Annotated in this window: 21 protein-coding genes and 2 tRNA genes; 15 read left to right on the top strand and 8 right to left on the bottom strand. The window is 39.1% G+C overall.

The annotated features are described in order from the left end of the window. Positions 1–292: 292 nt before the first annotated feature. The 5 genes from MCBB_RS08910 to MCBB_RS08890 all read left to right on the top strand — a co-directional run bounded on the left by MCBB_RS08910 (position 293) and on the right by MCBB_RS08890 (position 3,851). Positions 293–375: transfer RNA gene (locus tag MCBB_RS08910), tRNA-Leu, on the top strand. 64 nt (positions 376–439) lie between these two features. Beyond that, positions 440–512 (top strand) — tRNA-Thr (locus MCBB_RS08905). Positions 513–873: 361 nt separating this feature from the next. Beyond that, entirely contained in the window at positions 874–1,680 is an 807-nt protein-coding gene (locus MCBB_RS08900) for a metallophosphoesterase family protein (RefSeq protein WP_071907430.1), read from the top strand. Positions 1,681–2,347: 667 nt separating this feature from the next. After that, a complete protein-coding gene (locus tag MCBB_RS08895; protein WP_071907429.1) occupies positions 2,348–2,962 on the top strand; it encodes a hypothetical protein in 615 nt (204 codons plus the stop codon). Continuing rightward, positions 2,955–3,851 carry a phosphate signaling complex PhoU family protein gene (locus tag MCBB_RS08890; RefSeq protein WP_071907428.1) on the top strand — a complete coding sequence of 299 codons (897 nt, stop codon included), beginning with the start codon at positions 2,955–2,957 and terminating at the stop codon, positions 3,849–3,851. Before MCBB_RS08895 ends, MCBB_RS08890 begins: the two co-directional genes overlap by 8 nt. Before the next feature lie 465 nt (positions 3,852–4,316). On the opposite strand, the gene MCBB_RS08885 is transcribed toward MCBB_RS08890, so the two are convergent. Continuing rightward, positions 4,317–4,598 (bottom strand): 2TM domain-containing protein, encoded by a 282-nt coding sequence (locus tag MCBB_RS08885; protein WP_071907427.1) that lies wholly within the window; start codon positions 4,596–4,598, stop codon positions 4,317–4,319. Between the two features lie 336 nt (positions 4,599–4,934). Next, the gene (locus tag MCBB_RS08880; protein ID WP_071907426.1) at positions 4,935–5,714 is read right to left on the bottom strand and encodes a citryl-CoA lyase; all 780 of its coding nucleotides are present in this window, start codon (positions 5,712–5,714) and stop codon (positions 4,935–4,937) included. Positions 5,715–5,909: 195 nt separating this feature from the next. On the opposite strand from MCBB_RS08880, the gene MCBB_RS08875 reads away from it, so the two are divergent. From MCBB_RS08875 to MCBB_RS08835, 9 genes are all read left to right on the top strand, one after another. Continuing rightward, a complete protein-coding gene (locus MCBB_RS08875; protein ID WP_071907425.1) occupies positions 5,910–6,719 on the top strand; it encodes a phosphate ABC transporter substrate-binding protein in 810 nt (269 codons plus the stop codon). Between the two features lie 181 nt (positions 6,720–6,900). Continuing rightward, positions 6,901–7,719 (top strand): phosphate ABC transporter substrate-binding protein, encoded by an 819-nt coding sequence (locus MCBB_RS08870; protein ID WP_071907424.1) that lies wholly within the window; start codon positions 6,901–6,903, stop codon positions 7,717–7,719. Positions 7,720–8,000: 281 nt separating this feature from the next. Next, positions 8,001–8,876, top strand: a complete 876-nt coding sequence (gene pstC / locus MCBB_RS08865; protein WP_071907423.1) for a phosphate ABC transporter permease subunit PstC — start codon at positions 8,001–8,003, stop codon at positions 8,874–8,876. A 93-nt stretch (positions 8,877–8,969) separates the two neighbouring features. Continuing rightward, positions 8,970–9,779 (top strand): phosphate ABC transporter permease PstA, encoded by an 810-nt coding sequence (pstA, locus tag MCBB_RS08860; RefSeq protein ID WP_071908058.1) that lies wholly within the window; start codon positions 8,970–8,972, stop codon positions 9,777–9,779. 1 nt (position 9,780) lies between these two features. Then, positions 9,781–10,536: a phosphate ABC transporter ATP-binding protein PstB gene (gene pstB, locus MCBB_RS08855; protein WP_071907422.1), complete on the top strand. Its 756-nt coding sequence runs from the start codon at positions 9,781–9,783 to the stop codon at positions 10,534–10,536. Positions 10,537–10,561: 25 nt separating this feature from the next. Further along, entirely contained in the window at positions 10,562–11,230 is a 669-nt protein-coding gene (locus MCBB_RS08850) for a phosphate signaling complex PhoU family protein (RefSeq protein WP_071907421.1), read from the top strand. Between the two features lie 9 nt (positions 11,231–11,239). After that, positions 11,240–11,686 (top strand): hypothetical protein, encoded by a 447-nt coding sequence (locus MCBB_RS08845; RefSeq protein WP_071907420.1) that lies wholly within the window; start codon positions 11,240–11,242, stop codon positions 11,684–11,686. A gap of 2 nt (positions 11,687–11,688) precedes the next feature. Beyond that, positions 11,689–12,363 carry a phosphate signaling complex protein PhoU gene (gene phoU, locus MCBB_RS08840; RefSeq protein ID WP_071907419.1) on the top strand — a complete coding sequence of 225 codons (675 nt, stop codon included), beginning with the start codon at positions 11,689–11,691 and terminating at the stop codon, positions 12,361–12,363. Between the two features lie 316 nt (positions 12,364–12,679). Beyond that, entirely contained in the window at positions 12,680–13,360 is a 681-nt protein-coding gene (locus MCBB_RS08835; protein ID WP_071907418.1) for an SAM-dependent methyltransferase, read from the top strand. A gap of 42 nt (positions 13,361–13,402) precedes the next feature. On the opposite strand, the gene MCBB_RS08830 is transcribed toward MCBB_RS08835, so the two are convergent. After that, positions 13,403–14,245 carry a fumarate hydratase gene (locus MCBB_RS08830; RefSeq protein ID WP_071907417.1) on the bottom strand — a complete coding sequence of 281 codons (843 nt, stop codon included), beginning with the start codon at positions 14,243–14,245 and terminating at the stop codon, positions 13,403–13,405. A gap of 602 nt (positions 14,246–14,847) precedes the next feature. On the opposite strand from MCBB_RS08830, the gene MCBB_RS08825 reads away from it, so the two are divergent. Then, complete coding sequence (locus tag MCBB_RS08825; protein WP_071907416.1) at positions 14,848–16,296, top strand: ATP-binding protein; 1,449 nt, start codon at positions 14,848–14,850, stop codon at positions 16,294–16,296. Positions 16,297–16,633: 337 nt separating this feature from the next. On the opposite strand, the gene MCBB_RS08820 is transcribed toward MCBB_RS08825, so the two are convergent. The 5 genes from MCBB_RS08820 to porD are packed head-to-tail and all read right to left on the bottom strand — an operon-like array spanning position 16,634 to position 19,839. Beyond that, positions 16,634–17,065 (bottom strand): 4Fe-4S dicluster domain-containing protein, encoded by a 432-nt coding sequence (locus MCBB_RS08820; RefSeq protein WP_071908057.1) that lies wholly within the window; start codon positions 17,063–17,065, stop codon positions 16,634–16,636. After that, entirely contained in the window at positions 17,065–17,568 is a 504-nt protein-coding gene (locus MCBB_RS08815; RefSeq protein ID WP_071907415.1) for a 4Fe-4S dicluster domain-containing protein, read from the bottom strand. The genes MCBB_RS08820 and MCBB_RS08815 overlap by 1 nt, the downstream gene beginning before the upstream one ends. A gap of 12 nt (positions 17,569–17,580) precedes the next feature. Then, positions 17,581–18,444 carry a pyruvate synthase subunit PorB gene (gene porB, locus MCBB_RS08810; RefSeq protein WP_071907414.1) on the bottom strand — a complete coding sequence of 288 codons (864 nt, stop codon included), beginning with the start codon at positions 18,442–18,444 and terminating at the stop codon, positions 17,581–17,583. Continuing rightward, on the bottom strand, positions 18,445–19,596 hold the full coding sequence (gene porA / locus MCBB_RS08805) for a pyruvate synthase subunit PorA (RefSeq protein WP_071907413.1): 1,152 nt from the start codon (positions 19,594–19,596) through the stop codon (positions 18,445–18,447). It abuts the gene before it with no gap. Then, a complete protein-coding gene (gene porD, locus MCBB_RS08800) occupies positions 19,597–19,839 on the bottom strand; it encodes a pyruvate synthase subunit PorD (RefSeq protein ID WP_071907412.1) in 243 nt (80 codons plus the stop codon). It abuts the gene before it with no gap. Positions 19,840–20,074: the final 235 nt, after the last annotated feature.

The following is a 20,074-nucleotide window of genomic DNA, read 5'->3' as shown; positions in this document are numbered from 1 at the left end:
CAAACACTATTTATAGTATCGTTTACTTTAAATAAATGAAATGGCAGTAAAATTCACTATGTTCCTAATTCATTGTAACCATTTTTCATTCACATGAATTGAAGAATTAATTTAAAACCTTTGTTCCAGGATTTAAACCATTTAACGATACGGATATCCGGATGGTATTTGTTAATAATTATCTATGGATTTTAATGTGTTAAAATCTTTTTAAATTTATTGCTGGATAAAATTATCCTAAAACCGTTAACTTAATATAGGATATTAACCAACTTCGATGTATGCGTCATATGCAGGGGTGCCCGAGCGGCCAAAGGGGGTGGACTTAAGATCCTCTGGCGTAGGCCTTCGTGGGTTCGAATCCCATCCCCTGCACTTGAATATAAACGGAAAATCCAAAAACTGTAGGTTCTCTGGGTTTTAATTACAATCTCATAATGCCTTAGTGGCTCAGCCGGTAGAGCGATACCTTGGTAAGGTATAGGCCGGGGGTTCGAATCCCCCCTAAGGCTTTTAACTTTTATACATTTAACCTTTGTACTCGTTTTTTAAAACTCTTTTTAAAGTTTTAATTTTGTTTTTGTTAAACTTCAACCCTTAAAAATCTCAGTAAAGGGATATCAAAAAATTTCCACAAAAACTTTATAATCTTGTTCAACCAATTGATTCAAGTACTGAATAAGTTCAACCAAACGATTCAAATACTGAATAATGGTCAATAAAATCCATAACACCATCAACAATGTGTTGCTGGTCAGATCCAAGTAACGAACTTGATGGGATTAAAGAGCCACATGTTAATATTCAGAGCTAAACTGCATATTCAGAGTTAAAATACATACTCAAAGCTAAAAATGAATCCCCGGTGATATCATGCAGAAGAAGATAATCCAAATATCAGATATACATTTCGGTGAGAAAACATTCTCCCAGGACCTTAAACACAATTTGTTAAAACAGATAACAGATGAAAACCCTGATCTCATAGTTGTTTCAGGAGACCTTACAACTGAAGGATACGTACATGAATATGAAGATGCAGCAACCTTTGTTGATGAATTGAGGGATATCACCGAGGCCCACATCATCCCTGGAAATCACGATGCCAGGAATGTGGGGTTGATGCACTTTGAAAAGCTCATAGGTGAAAGAAAGTTCCTTCACATGGATAAAAAGGGAGGATTTGCAATACTGGGTCTGGATTCATCTGAACCCGATATAAACGATGGTCAGATAGGCTACGACCAGCTTGAATGGTTGAAAACTGAACTTGGGAAGATACCAAGTGACATGTGTAAGATAGTCACATTCCACCACCACCTTTTACCCATCCCCCAAACAGGACGTGAAAGAAACATACTGCTGGACTCAGGTGACCTTTTAAGGGTCTTTGCAGATTACGGTGTTGACTTCATACTCAACGGCCACAAACACGTTCCAAATGTGTGGATGATCGAGAAGATGGTGACCCTGAACTCTGGAACAGCAACAACAAGGAAATTGAGGGGTCAAACATACCCCTCCTACAACGAACTTCTCATCAACGATGAGGGAATACACGTGAACCTGGTAAACACATCCACAGGCTACAAGAAGGAGCTTGCAGAGTACACGGTTAAGGTTGAGGGTGACGAGTACATGATATGTTCCTACACCCACAACTCATTTTACAAGCCTTGAAACCATTTCACGGCATTAATCCATCATTTTTTTCATATTTTAATTTAAAAACACCGATGCATTTCATTTTAAACTCCGAGCACATCCAAAGGATTTACAACTGTGCCAGTGAATTGATCACTCCCCTGATAATGTTTACAGGGCATAAATTTCTAAATATGTGCAGTTGGGAGTAATTATGTTTTCATGAGTAGTTTCTTATTAGATAGGCCCTTATGAGTCAGGTTTTTAGTAGTCATGTTTTTTCATGATAACTTTCATGAATTGGTTTTCATGAGTTCAACTGGATATTCAACATGAAAACCCCTAGACCCAAAACCCTATTTATCCCATCCAACAAAACTAAATATTCTAAAAAAACAGGTAACTAAACACGGTTACCCATCTAAAAAATGGGTGTCTGGCTAAAAAATATCCAGAATCCCATAAAAAGAAGATGAAAAAATTAATATAAATAGAAGAATCAGAAAAAGAAGAATCAGAAATAGAATATGAACAAATAAAAACCTAAGTAAAAGAATTAGAAATAAAAAAACCAGAAATAGAATACAAATATAAAAAAAGAACCATAAAAAGAAGAATTTGGAAACCAATCTTGAAACTATCTCAATTAGTTGAAGATGGATGATGCCTAGAAATAGAAGAATACTCTTTTTGAAGTGATAAAATGACAAAAACTTTGGATATAGTGATGGCAGGAGTTATATCTGGTCTGGTTGCATACACAACCACACAGCTTGGAATAGGAGGTACCGTTATAGGTGCTGTTTTAGGGTCCATGCTCTACCAGTTGATGACCCACCTGTTTAAGGAACCCCTTGAAGGGGTTGAAGCCCCAACCATAAGTAAAAAAATCGTTTACATATTCCCATTAATCGTTATAGTGCTGGTTGAACTGATCTACATGCTTTCAACCATATCTGTACGGGAACATCACCTGTTCTACATGCTTGAGAACATGGCAGGAGGTAACCTCTTCAGATCAATTGGATTTGGACTCCTCATAATGGGAATCTATCCATTCATACAACCCAAAGAAATAAAGAAGGAGTATGGATATATTATAATTGCAGTTGCTCTCATAAAACTCTGGAACGGATTTTCCGATTTGAACACTCCAATAACAGATCTTTACTCACTGCTTTACTCAGAACTGGGAATATTAATATCTTTGATGGTCATCCTGGCACTTTCATATGTTATACTGGCCATAGCAAAGGAATCAATAGATATAGTTCATGAAAATGAAAGAGAAAAGGAAATAGGACGGTACAATGAATAGCAAGTCAAACAGCACCCTTAAGGCCGTGCTCGATGTTATACTCCACGAAAACCCTGCCACACAGGATGAAATTGCGGAGAAATTGGGTTTATCCCGTAGATACGTTACAAAACTCCTCCAGCCAATGGTGAAACGTGGGGTTGTGAGAAGGGCTTACATACTGGATCTCAAGAAGTTCGATGAATTCTCAGACATGTTCCATGAGAAGAGTTCAAGGGAACATGCAGGCAGCTACCTCATAAAGGAGATGCTCAGCAACATGGCGGAACACGTAACCAAACAACTGGACGCGTCCTTCCAATCCTTTGAGATCTACGACAAGGAACTTGCTAATAAGGCTCTTGAAATGGATTACATTTCAAACAACATGCACGAGAAGGTGCGATCATCAGTGGATACTGTTATATCAATCAATCCCTACTCTGAGTTCAGCAAAACCATGGTCTTCAGTGAGGTGGCCTACGACCTTGAAAGGATAGCAGACCATACATGCCACATTGCAAACTTCGTTGTGAAGGGCTGCTACGAGGTTGAGGAGGAAATGATGGATATTTTAAGGTCCATGTTCAAAACCTCCAAGAAGATGTTGAACTATTCAATGAAGGCATTCCTAGATGAAGAACTGGACCTCAAGGACAAGGTCATGGACTACGAGGAGAAGATACACGACCTGCAGAGGAAAGCCCTCAACAAGATGGCAATTCTCATGGCAGAGGATGACATAGTGGACAAGGACCGTTCAACCTACTACCTGTCCCTATCAAAGGTTGTTAAGGCATTTGAAAGGATTGGAGATATCTCAGTTGAAATAGTGGATGCTGCAGGGGAATTCTACAGGAACATTCCACGTACAACAACCCCGGAACATTTCAGAAGACTGGCAAGGTAAGTTTACCCTTGCAAGGTAATTTTTTTCTGACGATCGTTTCAAAGTGATCCCCATTGCAAACATCTTGCAAAGTTTTTTATGAAAAATTCCGGGATCACCCTCATTTTTTCATTAACATCTCCCATTTTTTTCGTGAAGATCGTGCTTTAAGTGAACTAAAGATCATGTTTGGTAGGATTCATGTACGTTGAAACGCAGCTCAAACCAATTCTTAAAACCAATTATTAAAATGGATTGAACTCACTTAAAATCATATAAAAACTTTTTAAAATCTTTTATTTTTAGTTTTATTGGTGAAAGTTGTATATTTAAAAGAGATTATACCTTCAAATTTGGTATATTTAAATTAAAACTAATTATTTTAATTACAGCTAATCATTTTAAAATAGAACTTACCCTGATTAAACGGATGGATCAATGAATAAAAAGTTGGTTTTAAACTTTTTTTGTTTTCAATTTAGTTCTTCAGCCCTTTTTATCCTTCTCCATTATCTCCCTTATCTTCCGTTCTTCCCAGTCTTCATCCAGAATGCCACGTTTCACGAACACACTGGCACCGTGCATTAAAAGCCCGATGCCCCAGAATACACTCACCCAGTAGAACCACCAGACCCATGGGGTTGTAACGAAGTTTATGATTGCAAGAACTGTGTTTACTATGATGTAAGCTGTTAAGTGGTTGTAAAAGTCTCTCAACTCCTCAACCCTTCGTTTGGCCTGTTGGTACCTTTCATTTTCATCCACCATTAAGATCACCTGATCCTCAGTTGGGACTTACTTCTACTCTAAACTAAAACTCCTTACCTTAAACTAAAAACTCATTACCTAAATGTGATTCCCCCTTTTCATAATATTCTTCATATTATAATCTGTATCTTCAATTTCAATAACTTTGCTGTGGACACATCTTCGTGAAAACCCAATTCATGAAAATGTGCTTTTTACCATAAATCAATCAATAAATGGTTTTAAAAAAAGATTTTAGAGATATTGGGCTTATAAAATTGGATCTAGGTTCATAGTGGATTCAGATATAATTATAGATTTGTTTCAGGTACGAAAGACCACAAGTAAACATGTTATCTAAACGGTATCAAGTTCTGTGATCTTCCTGAATGGTTCTTCACTGGACATCTCCTCGTTGACATGGGCAAGCAGCCCGGGGAGTCTTCCTATTGCAAAGATCCCACATCCAAACCTCCAGTTGAATCCAAGATCAGAAAGTATGGATGCATTTGCACCATCTATATTCATCTTAATACCCTTCTCCCTTCCAAGGATCTCCTCGATTTCAAGGGCGAGTTCAACATGTTTTCCACTGCAACCATACTCTTTGCCAAGTTTTAAGAGTTTTCTAGCCCTTGGGTCCTCGGTGTGGTAGCGGTGTCCGAATCCAGGTACCTTCTGGTCCTTGGTTTTCAGCTCTTCAACCATGAACCTAGCAGTTTCAGACGCAGATCTTCCATAGGCCTCTGCTAATTTAACTCCTTCCTGAAGATTTTTCATGGCCTTTTCGATTGCACCTGCGTGGTTCTCTCCAAAAGCGAGTATTCCTCCTGCAAGGCATGCGTTAACAGTGGATCCTGCTGATGCCATGAGCCTTGCAGCCTGTGTGCTTGGCGGGGTGACCCCATGGTCGCAGAAGGAAACAAGAACTGCTTCAAACATTTTTTTAGGGTTATCCGATGGAAGATCTCCCTTCAAAAGCAGGTAAACCATCTCTGAGAAGGATATATTGCCCATCAAATCTTCCTGCAGGCGACCTCTTGTTGTCAACCGGTTTGGTTCAACTTTGGTTATTGAGGTTCTCCAGTGTGCCTGCCGGGGTTTGAACATTTCCTCCATTACTTTCTCAGTTATCATGCTGTTTTCTGTAGGTGGCTCAATACTTAAATTTTTGCTTTTAGTCCACGGTACATCACAAAATGTGATCTTTCGTCCACATGGATAAAAAAGAGCATTCTAAAACCTGATTTGGTTCACTTAATGTGTTATTTAAAGCACAAATAGGAACCTTTATATGTGGTGGAATTAAGGGTTGAAATGAGGTCGGTAAAAATGGATTTGAAGTATATAATAGGAATAATAGTAGTGTTAATCGTAGCAGCTGGGGCTTACATGGCTTTAGGTGGAGGCGGTCAACAAAAAATAACGATAGCAGGTTCAACATCAGTTCAACCTGTGGCAGAAAAATTAGCAGCAGCATACATGAAGGAACACCCAAACGTTAAGATAAATGTTCAGGGTGGAGGTTCTGGTGTGGGTATAAAAAATGTTGCACAAGGTGTTATAAACATTGGTACAAGCTCAAAATCATTATCAGCCAATGAATCTTCAGGATTGAAACAGTACACCATAGGACACGATGGTATAGTGATAGCTGTTAACAAGAACAACACTGTAACTAACCTTAACTATAGCCAGCTTAAGGGCATATTCTCAGGTAACATCACCAACTGGAACGCAGTTGGAGGTTCAAGCGCAACAATAGATGTTATAACCCGAGAAGAGGGTTCAGGTACAAGAACTTCCTTTGAAGATCTGGTTATGAACAAAACAAAGATAAAATCCAGTGCAATAGTTCAGAGTTCAACAGAAGCAGTCAAACAATCAATAGTGGGAGACCCAAATGCAGTAGGTTTCATATCCCTTGCAAACCTTGATTCAACTGTTAAAGCAGTGAAGGTTAATGGAGTTTCTCCATCAGAGGCCACAGTTGCAGATGGTTCCTACCAGCTTCAGAGACCCTTCATATTCCTAACCAAGGGCGAACCAACAGGCACAGTTAAGGACTTCATTGACTGGGTCATGGGACCTGAAGGTCAGGCAATAGTAAAGGCAGAGAAGGTTGTACCAGCAAGCTCCTAAAAAGGATAGTATTGAGTTGGTTTAAACCACTCAAACCTTTTATTTTTATTGAAGATAAAAGTTTATTGAAGATAGAAGGAGATGCAATTAAATAACTCTAAAAGTTTAAGGTAGATGTTCCGAGTTTCATCACCATATTTTTAAATACTCTGATGTAAGAGAGTATTTATAAGGTGATGATATGGACTCGAAATACATAATTCTTATAGTAGCTGTTCTCGTTATAGGCAGCGCTTATATGATGTTTACACCAAAAACTCACTACGAAACCCTACAAATTGCAGGTTCAACATCTGTTCAACCGGTTGTAGAAAAATTAGCACAGGCATACATGAAGGAACACCCAAACGTTCGTATAAATGTTCAGGGTGGAGGTTCAGGTCTTGGAATAAGGACCACTGAACAGGGAATAGTGCAGATAGGGATGAGTTCTGAGGAACTTAAATCTGATGAAAAAACTCAATTAAACAGTTACACACTGGGAGAAGATGGTATAGTTGTTGCAGTGAACAACGCCAACAACGTAACTAGCCTGACAAAGGAACAGGTCAGGGACATCTTCAGTGGAAAGATCACCAACTGGAAACAGTTGGGAGGTCAGGATGTACAGGTTCATGTCATCGTTAGAGAAGCAGGTTCAGGTACCATGGATGCATTTAAAAACCTTGTAATGGGAACAACCAAAGTAAGGGAAGATGCCATTGTTCAAAGCTCAACAGAGGCAGTTAAACAGGCAGTTAAACAGGATCCTGGTGCAATTGGATTTGTATCCATGGCGCACATGAGCAGTGATGTTAAGGCACTGAAGATAGATGGTGTTTCACCATCGGATGAAACTGTTTCAAATGGTTCTTATGAACTTCAAAGGCCATTCCTTCTCCTTTTCAAAGGTCAGCCCACAGGGGTTGCTAAGGAATTCCTGGAATGGGTTAAGGGACCTGAAGCTCAGGCAATAATCAAAGAGGAGAAGGTAGTTCCTGTATCCAATAGTACAGGTTAAATTCGTTGCGAGACTCCTCAAACTCCAGATTTAATTTCTGTTTCAGGGATTTCCCTGTTTACAGATTTAGTCAGATGTAATTGTTGTAGTGTGGTGTACTTCCTTACTTAGATGCAATTTACAAATAAATTCAAAGGAAATAAGATGTAACTTGAAGATAACACTCCAATAAAAGACATACTTCAATAATTTCAAATAATAATCACATCCAGAAATTTAATCTGGAAATATCAAACTCATAATCACGTAACAAATTAACAAGGGTTTATTGAGGTGCCTAAATGAAGGATAAAATAGAAGAATTTCTAATAGAAAAGGGCCTTTTTATAACGGCAATTTCATCGGTCGTTATAATACTACTCATAATAATATTCATCTTCAGCGAAGGTCTACCCTCCATGGAGAGTTACGGGTTCCTGAACTTCATATTCGGAAGCACATGGGATCCAGAATCTGGCCAATACGGTGTTCTCCCCATGATAGCAGGATCACTGGGAATAACAGCCCTTGCACTCATTATGTCAGTACCACTGTCGTTACTGTGTGCAATTTTCATGGCTGAAGTTGCACCTCAAAGAATGAGGAAGCTACTGAAGCCAGTTATAGAGACGCTTGCAGGAATACCTTCGGTTGTTTATGGATTCTTTGGACTGATAGTGCTGGTACCGTTCATGAGGGTGCACTTCGGAGGTACAGGTTTCAGCATGCTTACAGCATCCATAATATTAACGGTGATGATCCTGCCAACAATAGTGAGTGTATCAGAGGATGCACTGAGATCCGTACCCTCAGAGTACAAGGAAGCTTCACTCGCACTGGGTGCAACCCACTGGCAGACCATAAAGAACGTGCTTTTCCCTGCAGCAGTACCTGGAGTTATAACAGCAATAATTCTTGGTATGGGAAGGGCTATAGGTGAAACATTAGCGGTTATAATGGTTGCAGGAAACGTTGCACAGTTCCCAACTTCACTCATGGATCCTGTAAGGGCTTTAACATCAAACATAGCCCTTGAAATGGGTTACGCAACTGGAATCCATTACAGTGCACTCTTTGGAACAGCCATAGTCCTGTTCATCATAATCATGCTCCTCCTTGTGCTTGCCAACTACTTCCACTACAAGAAGAGGATCACAGTTGGGGGTGGGTACCTGTGAATAACCTAACACGTTTTAAAAAATGTTTCACAGATTACAAAGGAGGTATGAACCTTGAATAGAATAATATCTCCAAAAAATGCTCAAAAAATAATGAAAGGAGTTTTCTGGGCCTCAGGTATTTTAACCATTGTAATAATGCTTGTTATAATAGGTTACATCCTTTTAAAGGGTCTTCCAGTGGTCAACCTGAACTTCCTCATCAGCGACCCTGTGGATTCAGGTGCATCTGGAGGAATAGCCCCTATGATAGTGTCAACCATATACGTGACACTCATAGCTGTGATAGTGGCAACACCAATAGGTGTTGGAGCAGCAGTTTACCTCACGGAGTACACAGAGGAAAACAACGTTGTAAAACTCATAAGGTTCGGTTCAGAGACACTGGCATCAGTACCTTCAATAGTATTCGGTCTCTTTGGACTGTCATTCTTCGTGATATTCCTTAAAATGGGATGGTCACTGCTCTCAGGAGGTCTTGTACTGGCGCTAATGGCCCTTCCAACCATATTCCAGGTTGCAGAGGTAACAATACGATCCGTACCAAGATCCTACAGTGAGGGAAGCCTTGCACTGGGTGCGACTAAATGGCAGACAGTTTACAGGGTTGTTCTACCAGCTTCAGTTCCAGGAATAACCACAGGGATTATCTTGGGAATGGCAAGGGCAATATCCGAGGCTGCAGCCATAATGTTTGCTGTTGGTTCAGCACTGGCAATGCCACTTTCCATATTTGACCCAGGACGGCCTTTACCACTCCACCTGTACATACTGGCAACCGAGGGAATATCCCTTGACAATGCATACGGTACAGCAGCTGTACTCGTACTCATAGTACTTGCAATAACAGTTTTAACCAACACACTGGTTGAAAGATACTCAAAAAGGATGATGGGGCGATAGAATGGATTACAGAATAGAAGTTGAAGATTTAAATGTTTACTTTGATGACGCACATATATTAAAGGATGTGAACCTTAAAATTCGTAAGAACAGGGTCACATCATTCATAGGACCTTCAGGATGTGGTAAATCCACTTTCATAAGAACCCTCAACAGGATGAACGACCTCATACCAACCTTCAAGAAGGAGGGAACCGTGCTCCTGGATGGTGAGGACATATACAATCCCAAGGTGGATGTTGTTGAACTGCGTAAAAAAATTGGAATGGTATTCCAGAAGGCAAATCCATTCCCAAAATCAATATTTGACAACGTTGCCTATGGACTCAGAATCCATGGAATCACTGATAAGGACTGGATCGAACAGAGGGTTGAAGAGAGTCTTAAGGAAGCGGCGCTTTGGAAGGAGGTTAAGGATAAACTGGATAAGTCTGCAATGGGACTTTCAGGTGGACAGCAGCAGCGACTTTGCATTGCAAGGACAATAGCAGTTGAACCTGAGGTCATACTCATGGATGAGCCATGTTCTGCTCTGGACCCAATATCAACCACCAAGATCGAGGACCTCATACACAAGCTCAAGAAGGATTTCACCATCATAATCGTGACCCACAACATGCAGCAGGCAACAAGGGTTTCAAAGTACACAGCATTCTTCCTAAACGGTGAGATAGTTGAAAGCGGACTTACAGAGAAGCTTTTCATAGAACCTGAGGACAAACGTACTGAAGATTACATAACAGGCAGATTCGGTTGATGGATCGTAGGGGTTGATTTGAAACATGTTTGAACTCATACTTGAAAGCAAACTGAACTCAATCCAGGATGACCTATTGATCTACAGTGAAGAAACTGTTGAAAGAATAAATGACTCTGTTAACGGATTCATAAACAATGATGTGGGTGTATCCAGGAGTATAATAGAATCTACAGATGAAATTAACAGAAAAAGCTATAAAATCGAGCAGGAATGTCTTAAAATTCTTGGGCTGCACCAGCCCCTTGCAAAGGATCTGAGACTTGGGGCTGCAGTTTTAAGGGTCTCAATAGAACTTGAGAGGATAAACGATTTATCAGCTTACATATCCAGATATGCGATAGACTCAAATGAAAATGCTTTAAATTATCATAAACCTCCCCACATAATTTTCATGTCTGAAACAGTCCAGAAAATGCTTCAGGATGGGGTGGGGGCCTTGTTGAATGAAGATTTACAGCTTCTCAAACGGTGCACCAAGAATTACGTTGTTGTCCAAGATTTTTACAACCAGATGTTTGAGGAGTACAACGACGTCACAAATTCAAGTTCCCATACATATCTGATACTTGTGGGAAGGAACCTTCTGAGTATGGGAAACCACGTAATGGGAATGGCAGATAGGGTAGCATATTCCATTGTTGGAAAGCGCGTCATGCATCATAAATTATTCCACAACGTTTTAATGAGGTGAAAAGAGATAATGTGGCTTCCTTCAGATGAAGAACCCAAATATGTTTTAAATGGGAGTCTGGTTGAATCTAAAATACCTGAAACTGGGTATATACGGATTTTAAGCAGATGGGATGAATCAATTCTCTTCATCAGGGAGAGAATGATTGTTGGAGCTTGGAATTTGAATACAGACTCATTAAAAGAAACTTATGAGGGCCGGGCGATGAAACTTGTGGATGTGAACTCAGAATCCACGGTAGAAATATACGAAATGGGCAAAAAACTTTTTGAGACGATTATGGAGTTAAATGAAGAAATTAAATTAGCTTCAGAGGTTGGAATAGGCTTTGTTCTTGACAGGGTTCAGGTTCCTGAATCTTCAAGGGACGATCTCCTGTTCAGGTACAGGATACAGCAGCCCTCTGAAAATGATGTTGAAAGTTTAATCAATGACTATAAAATGGGTGGAGGATAAAAATGGAGAGAAGATATCCAAGAATAAGATTCCAGAAAAGATTGGACGATCTAAAGAAAGATGTGGAAGATCTAGGCGAAACAAGCCTTTCGTCCTACAAGAAGGCTCTGGATGCATTTATAACTTACGATGAAGAACTGGTTGATGCTGTGATGAAAAGCACGGATAAACTGGATGAAATGAACTACCGTCTCGAACACAGGGCAATGAGTATAATAGCCTCTGAACAGCCAGTTGCAAAGGATTTAAGATTCATAGAAGCATGTATCAAGGTTGGAAGTCATCTCAAACGTATGGGATACCTTGCTTCAAACATAGCAGAGGTTGCAAAGCACATCAAGGAGGAGGATGTTCCAGAAAAGCCAATGACCGACATAAGGCACATGGGGGACATAGTCGAGGGAATGGTCAGCAAGAGCATATACGCGTTCCTGAACAAGGACATGAACCTTGTCAGGGAGATACGCCGGGATGACGACAAGGTGGACGATCTATTTGACAAGGCACTTGAGGATATATCCAAGAGCATGTTCCAGGAGAAGGATGCAATATCCTACCTCATATATGTGCTATTCGTTGCAAGGTTCCTTGAGAGGATAGCAGACCGTGCCGAGAACATAGGCGACAGAACCATCTTCATGATAACATGCGAAAAACGTGAAGACAAAGAGGATTAATCCTTTTTTTATTTTAAGCGTTTATTTTTTATTTTCCTCCTATTTTTTTTATTTTTCACTTTGTTATCTTATTTTCTTCAGTTTTTTATATTATTTTTCCCTTTTTTGAATTTTAACAGGTTAAAACAGTTTTGAATTTGATTCATGATGTTTCAATCGATTAAATATGCATGGAATCAACAGAATTAATTAACAAGATTTATTATGTACTTCAATGTACTTTTTTATACAACAATGTTTCTTATAATACATTAAATCTGATCTAAATATGCTATTGAAAATAATTTAGAGCTATATGAATTCAAGGAGATGTTAAATGTCAGTTAAATACGAATCCATCGTACCATGGGGTAGATCCTTTCAAGAATACGTAAACATGTTTAATTTAACCTTTGATGATCTGGATAAGTCCATATTGAGTTGTGGTGATGGACCTGCCAGTTTCAACAGTACAATGAAGAAGAGTGGAAAAACTGTAGTTTCCATTGATCCACTGTACAATTTAAATCGTAGAACAATTGAAAAGAAGATTGAAGAAACATATGAAACAGTTATGGGCCAAACTAAATATAATGAAGACAAATTCGTCTGGTCAACGGTTAAGGATGTTGAAGAATTGGGAAACATCCGTATGACCTCAATGAGGGAGTTTTTATCTGATTATGAAACTGGAAAAATTGAAAACAGGTATATTACTGCAGAGTTACCCTATTTACCCTTTGAAAATAATCAGTTTGAATTAGCACTGTCTTCACATTTTTTATTTTTATACACTGAAAATTTATCACTGGATTTTCATATGAACTCCATAGATGAAATGTTAAGGGTGTCTGAAGAAGTGAGAATATTCCCTTTACTGGATATGAATGCTGTTCCATCAATTCATCTCCCCTATGTGGTTGAGAGTTTGACTAAAAAAGGTTGTAAAGTAGAAAAAATAGGGGTTAATTATGAATTCCAGAAAGGTGGGAATTCCATGCTGAAAATAACCAAGTAAGAATAAATTTACTAAATTTAAACCTACTCCTCTCTCATAACTTCATTCATCCATTAAAACAATGCTGCTGTGCCTTGCAGCCCAGCACTGGATGCAGATCCCTATTGGAAGCCCTGCTGTGTGGGTGTCAACCATCTCAACCTTAACGTCAAGGGCAGTTGTTTTACCACCGAGCCCCATTGGGCCGATGCCAGTGGCGTTAACAGCTTCAAGGAGCTCCTCTTCAAGCTTTGAAAGTCTTTCATCGGAATTTTTATCCTGAACATCCCTGAGAAGGGCTTTTTTTGCAAGTTTCAGTGCCATGTCTGAGGATCCTCCGATTCCAACCCCAATACGTGTTGGTGGGCATGGTTTGCCCCCTGCAGCCTTCACAGTCTCAACCACGAAGTTTTTGATGCCCTCTACACCCTCACCTGGAAGTCCCATCTTCAGTGCGTTGTTGTTCTCAGAGCCGAACCCCTTTGGAAAAACAGTTAACTCAAGGTAATCACCATCAACAAGCTCCACATCCACCTGGGGAATGCCCTTTCCAGTGTTGGTGCCTGTGTTCTTACGTGTCAGAGGATCCACAACGTTTGGGCGCAGTGGCACCTCCATGGTTGCCCTCTCAACACCGTTCCTTATGCCCTGGTAGAGGTTTTCCACCCGAACCCTGCCGAGTTTCACAAAAACTATTGGGAGACCTGTATCCTGGCACATTGGAATCCCATCTGTGTTAGCAGCTTCAATATTCTTCAAGACAGTCCCAAGATTTAAGCGTGCAGTCTTATTATCTTCATTTTCGTGTGCCCTTCTTAAGGCCAGAGTCACATCCTCTGGAAGTTCGATCACAGCATCCCTGTAGATCCGGCACACAGCATCTTCAACCTGTTTTTGTGTAATCATGATAGTTCGCCTCTATGGATGTTGACTTTTCATCCTTTACATAACATTTACTATAAACATTAAGGATGACTCCATTATTATAGATTTTCTCGATAGTAAAGAGTCAGAGAACAAACAAAACTAACTTAAATCAAAAGATTAAGACAATACTGCTAATTTACAGGTAAAATATCTACTGAACTCCTTGAAGAGGTGGAATAAGAAAAGAACGAATAATGAGGAGAAACAGAAAAAAAATCAAAGGATATTTAATAGATTTTATTAAATACATGAAATCGGAAGGCAACAGCCCTAATTACATCCGTTCTACATTTATTATAGTTCGATCATTTTATTCTAGTATGAAGGTTAATTTCATATTCAAATTACTTTAATTTAGAAATAACTCTTAATTTATCATTTAAACGTCATATAAGCTGTAAATTTTTATCTTTGACTACCTAATCTATTCTTTTATAATTGGATCTCCAATTTTTCATGTATACATAAATATATAACTCCTTATAAAGTTTTATATACAAAAATATATAACTATTTATAAATAGTTATATACAAAAATATATAAGTCTGGAAAATAGAAATTGAATAAAGGTGAAAATCCCATGAATTCTGAAGAGTTGTCAAGCTATGTTTTTGCAAAATTGGCAGAGGCACAAAAGTTATCAGAGGATAATATTAGAACTGCTGATACTCCACTTGAACATAGAAAAACATATCATCGAATTGAGAAATATGTAGATGAGTTTTTAGATGGTTATATTGAAAATAGATTTATTATTATGCCTGGTTTAAGGGGAATTGGGAAGACAACGATTTTATTTCAGATATATGAATATTTAAGAAAAGAAAAAGGTATAACAGATGATAGAATCCTTTATATTTCAGTTGATGAATTAAGTACATATTTAGGGGCTAAACTATTTGAAGCGATAGATGTTTTTGTTAAAGAAGTTCATGAGACCTCACAGGTAAACCTAGAAAAAGAGTTGTTTATTCTGGTTGATGAAGCCCATTACGATAAAGAATGGTCTCAAACTGGTAAGATAATATATGACAAAAGCAAAAAAATATTTCTTATATTTACTGGTTCTTCTGCATTAAGTTTTGAAATGAACGTTGATGCTGCAAGGAGAATAAAAAAAGAACCAGTATTTCCAATGAATTTCTCAGAATACAACATATTAAAGAATAAAATTTTCCCCCCCGAGGATATGGCCAGTAGTTTAAGAGATTTGATTTTTAAGGGTGATGAAAGCTCATTGGAATATGCATCCAAAAAAGAAAATGAAATGAGAAGAAATCTGATAAAATTAGAGCGGCCAGTTGAGAAAGAGTGGGAAGATTTTTTATTTTGCAGAGATTTTCCTTTTGGATTGAATATGGATAGAATAGAAGTCTATGAAAGAGTATTTAGCATGGTTAACAGGGTGATAGAAAAAGATGTATTTTCTTTGCAGTCTTTTAATACAGATACAAGAAATACTATTTCAAGAATTATCACATTTTTGGCGCTTCAAGATCCCGGTGGAACCTCTGATGTAAAACTTGGAACTATATTGGAAAAATCACCGAAATTAATCAGAGAAATACTAAACATATTAGAAAAAACACACTTAATCATTAGTGTAAAGCCTTATGGCGCTGCAGGGAAGGTTATAAGAAAACCGTGGAAATATTATTTCTTATCTCCAACAATAAATGCTGCAATAAGGTTCAAATTAGGTAAATATGATACAAGAGATAGGAAACTACTGGGAATTCTAGCTGAAAGTTTAGTTGTATCCTATTTTTTCAGACTGAAAGAAACATCCCATATGCCTTTAGGAATATTCTATGATTCAGGAAAAAACGGCGTTGATTTTTTACTCCAAGGTTTAAATGGCATAATACCTGTTGAAGTGGGTGTTGGAAAAAAGGACAAAAGCCAAATTAAAAAAGCCATTAATAAATATAAATCTGAATATGGAATTGTAATCTCAAATAGAACAAGTAAAATAACAAAAGATGGTAAGATAATCTTTATTCCCTTAATAACGTTTTCTTTTATTTAAGAAGATTAATACACATTATTTTTCCTATTTTTTTTATTTATACAAATTCTAGGCGGATTAATTTCTAAAATGTATTATTTAAAATTTGTTTTTACTTTTCAAATTTTCTTACTCAAAGACCTATGGTGATCATAAGATTTTTAGGCAATAGATTCTTTGAAATATTTAACAATATACAAATAGTTGCAATGAATTTTTTTAATAAAATGTTTAATCTATTTTATAAAATCAAATGATAAACGTGGCTTAAAAATTAGAATAAATCCTACAATCTGATGAAAAAAATGATTGATGAAAAAAATGGTTAGTAAGGGAATAAAAAAATAAAGCTTTCCCTTCAGTACTTCATTATCATCTTAACCCTTTCAAGCTCTTTTGCAAGTTTTTCCCGTTTTTCGGATATGACATCCTCAGAACATGCTTTAAGAGCTTCAGTTGGGCAGACTGAAACACACAGTGGTACTTCCCTTTCAATGCAGAGGTTGCACTTCTTGGCTATTCCAGCTTCATCTATGTGGATTGCTCCAACAGGACAGGCATCCCTGCAGAGTCCGCAGCCGATACAGTCGTCCTCGTTGATGATGATGGCACCGTCAACCTCAGAGATGGCATCTTCAGGACAAACAGTCATGCAAGGTGCTCTGTCCTCTGCACAGTGGAGGCAGTGGAGTGGAACACTGTCCACAACGCGTATGGCATTTTTTGGACAGATACGTTCGCATCTACCGCAGTCTTCACAGAGTTCAGGTCTGGATACAAGTTCCTTCATCATTCAACCTCCTTGTGCAGGACCTTGTTGGTTCTTGCATTGGCTGTGAGCACACTGATAAAATCAGTGCTTTTCCTTTTCTTTTTACCCAATCCTGTGACCTTTGCAAGGTGTTCATTTTGTTTTTTGAGTTTCATGCGTTCTGTGTCGATCTTGGCAATGGCTCTTTTGGAGCAGGCTGTAACACATGCAGGGGTGTCCTTATCAGGGCACTGGTTGCATTTGTGGGCCTTGCGGTCGTGCATGCTGATGGCTCCGAAGGGACATACCATCATGCACAGTCCGCATCCTATGCACTTCTCAGGGCTGACCTCATTGGTCATGGCCTCTGTTGGACAGATCATAACACAGGGGGCATCCTCGCACTGCTGGCAGACTATTGGATAGTGAGAATCATCGATCTCCCTTACAGTGATTCTTGATGTTCCGTGAAGACGTGCGCATGCCTCTTCACAGTCCCCACAGCCGTCACAGATGTCCGGCTGAATCATTATCTTTTCCAAGGTCTTACCCCCTTATATTTTAAGCTCACTGCAGATTGCATCCACATGGCTTTGAATCCTCTGTTTCTCCTCTTCTTGCAGGTGTCTGAACCTCTTCTGAGCATTGAGATACTCAGCAACAGGTTTTCTCTCCATTGGCCTGTAGGTGACCTTGAACTCACCATCCTCTATCTCGTAGAGGATCCATGAACCTGTCTCAACAGCCAGCCTGCCCATGTCTATGGTTTTAGATGGTTTGTAACCCCATCCAGTGGTACATGGCTGGTGGAGGTGTATGTATGCAGGTCCATCAACTTCTGAAGCTTTTTTAACCTTCTTCATGAAGTCTTCAGGGTATGATATTGATGCTGTTGCAACGTATGGCACACCGTGGGCTGCCATTATCATTGGAATGTTCTTTTTGAATTTATCCTCACCGAAGCTTTCCTTACCTGCAGGGGAGGTTGTTGTTGATGCACCGTATGGTGTTGCTCCACTTCTCTGTATACCTGTGTTCATGTAGGCTTCGTTATCGTAACAGATGTAAATTATGTTATGTCCTCTTTCCATGGCTCCGGATAAAGCCTGTAGACCTATATCTGCTGTACCTCCATCTCCAGCGAAGGCAACGATGTTGGCTTTTTTGCCCATTGCCTTGAATGCAGATTCAACACCTGATGCAACTGCTGCGGCGTTTTCAAATGCAACGTGGATCCATGGAATTTCCCATGCAGTTTCAGGATAAGGAGTTGTTATAACCTCTAAACATCCTGTTGCAGATACTGCCACGGTGTTTTCACCTAAGACTTTCAGTGCTAACCTGACTCCTATTGTGGCACCGCATCCTGCGCATGCTCTGTGTCCGGGTGCAAGAAATTCTTTATCAGATATTTCCATTTAAAGCTCCTCCTCTTTGATTCCTATCCACTGTACGTCACTTTGTGGGTTTTTGGTTTTTTCAATAACGTCAATTATGCTTGATGGTTTTATGTCACGTCCACCAAGGCCTATTATGAATCCGTAGGCATCGGCATCTGTTTTTGCTTTGATGTTGCTGTATAAAACTCCTCCAATACCGAAGGATATGTTTTTATCGATAACTGCAACCTTTGAAGCACCCTTGAGAGCTTCACGGATCTCATCAACTGGGAATGGTCTGAAGACCCTTATACGTAGAAGACCTACCTTCTCTCCCTTGGCCCTGAGGTCATCTATAACATCCTTTATTGTACTGCATATGGATCCCATTGCAACCATAATGATCTCTGCGTCTTCGCAGCGGTACTTCTCAACCAGGTCATATTTTCGTCCGAATTTTGCTTCGAACTCTTCACTGACCTTTTTGAAGACTTTTTTGGATCTTTCCATTGCAAGTTCCATTGAGTACCTTGCTTCCATGTAGTAATCTGGATCTGTGAAGGATCCTATTGACATTGGATTTGCAGGGTCCAGAAATGCATGTTCTGGTTTGTATGGTGGTAAAAATTCATCCACTTCTTCCTGTGAAGGCACGTCCACTGGATCAACTGTGTGGGTCAGTATGAAACCATCCACACACACCATACTTGGAAGCAGAACCTCAGGGTTCTCAGATATTTTGTATGCCATGAGTACAGAATCAAGGGCTTCCTGTCCATTTTCGGCGTATACTTGAAGCCATCCTGCATCCCTCTGGGATATTGAGTCCTGCTGGTCGTTCCAGATACTTAATGGTGCAGATAATGCTCTGTTAGCATCTGCAAGTACTATTGGTGCTCTTAAACCTGCGGCTGCAAAGAGTATCTCGTGCATGAGTGCAAGTCCCTGTGATGATGTTGCTGTGAACACCCTGACACCTGCACCTGATGCTCCAACAGATGCACTTATTGCACTGTGCTCAGATTCAACCCTTATGTACTCTGCGTCTATGTCTCCGTCTGCAACGAACTTTGCAAGGTACTCTGATATGGTTGTCTGTGGTGTTATTGGATAAACAGGGATTACTTGGGGTTTTGCAAGTTTCACTGCCTCAGCAATGGCCTGGTTTGAAGAAATCACTTTAAGAACCATTTATTCCCTCTCCATTTTAATAGCTTTTACAGGGCATTCCTCGGCGCATATGCCGCACCCTTTACAGAAATCGTAGTCTATATCATATTCCTTGTTTACGCAGCCTTCCGGACAGAAAAGAATGCAGTTCTCACATTTTATACAAGTTTCCTTGTCTAAAATTGGTTTGAAAGTCCTCCAGCTACCTGTTTTATTCTGGCGGGTACTTCCTGGTTCCTTAACAGCTGCTCCTATTGATACCATGAAATCACCTTTTACATTAATCAGTTGTACATGAGCTTAAAACAAATTTTAATGAAGATTCACTTAACAATTTATCCAATCCCTTCACAGATGTTTTTTTAGTTTCTTGAAGGGACAATCAATGTTTACTCATCAGAATCCAGTTTTTTTTATTTTATCATTTAAACACTGTTTTTTTTATTGATCCTGAGAGAAACCTTGATCTTTCAGTAACTGATTATAATTCAATATAAAT

The organism is Methanobacterium congolense, from assembly GCF_900095295.1.
Taxonomy (GTDB): domain Archaea; phylum Methanobacteriota; class Methanobacteria; order Methanobacteriales; family Methanobacteriaceae; genus Methanobacterium_C; species Methanobacterium_C congolense.
The sequence above is the reverse complement of the archived record's forward strand: the minus strand, read 5'-3'. Positions and strand labels throughout refer to the sequence as shown.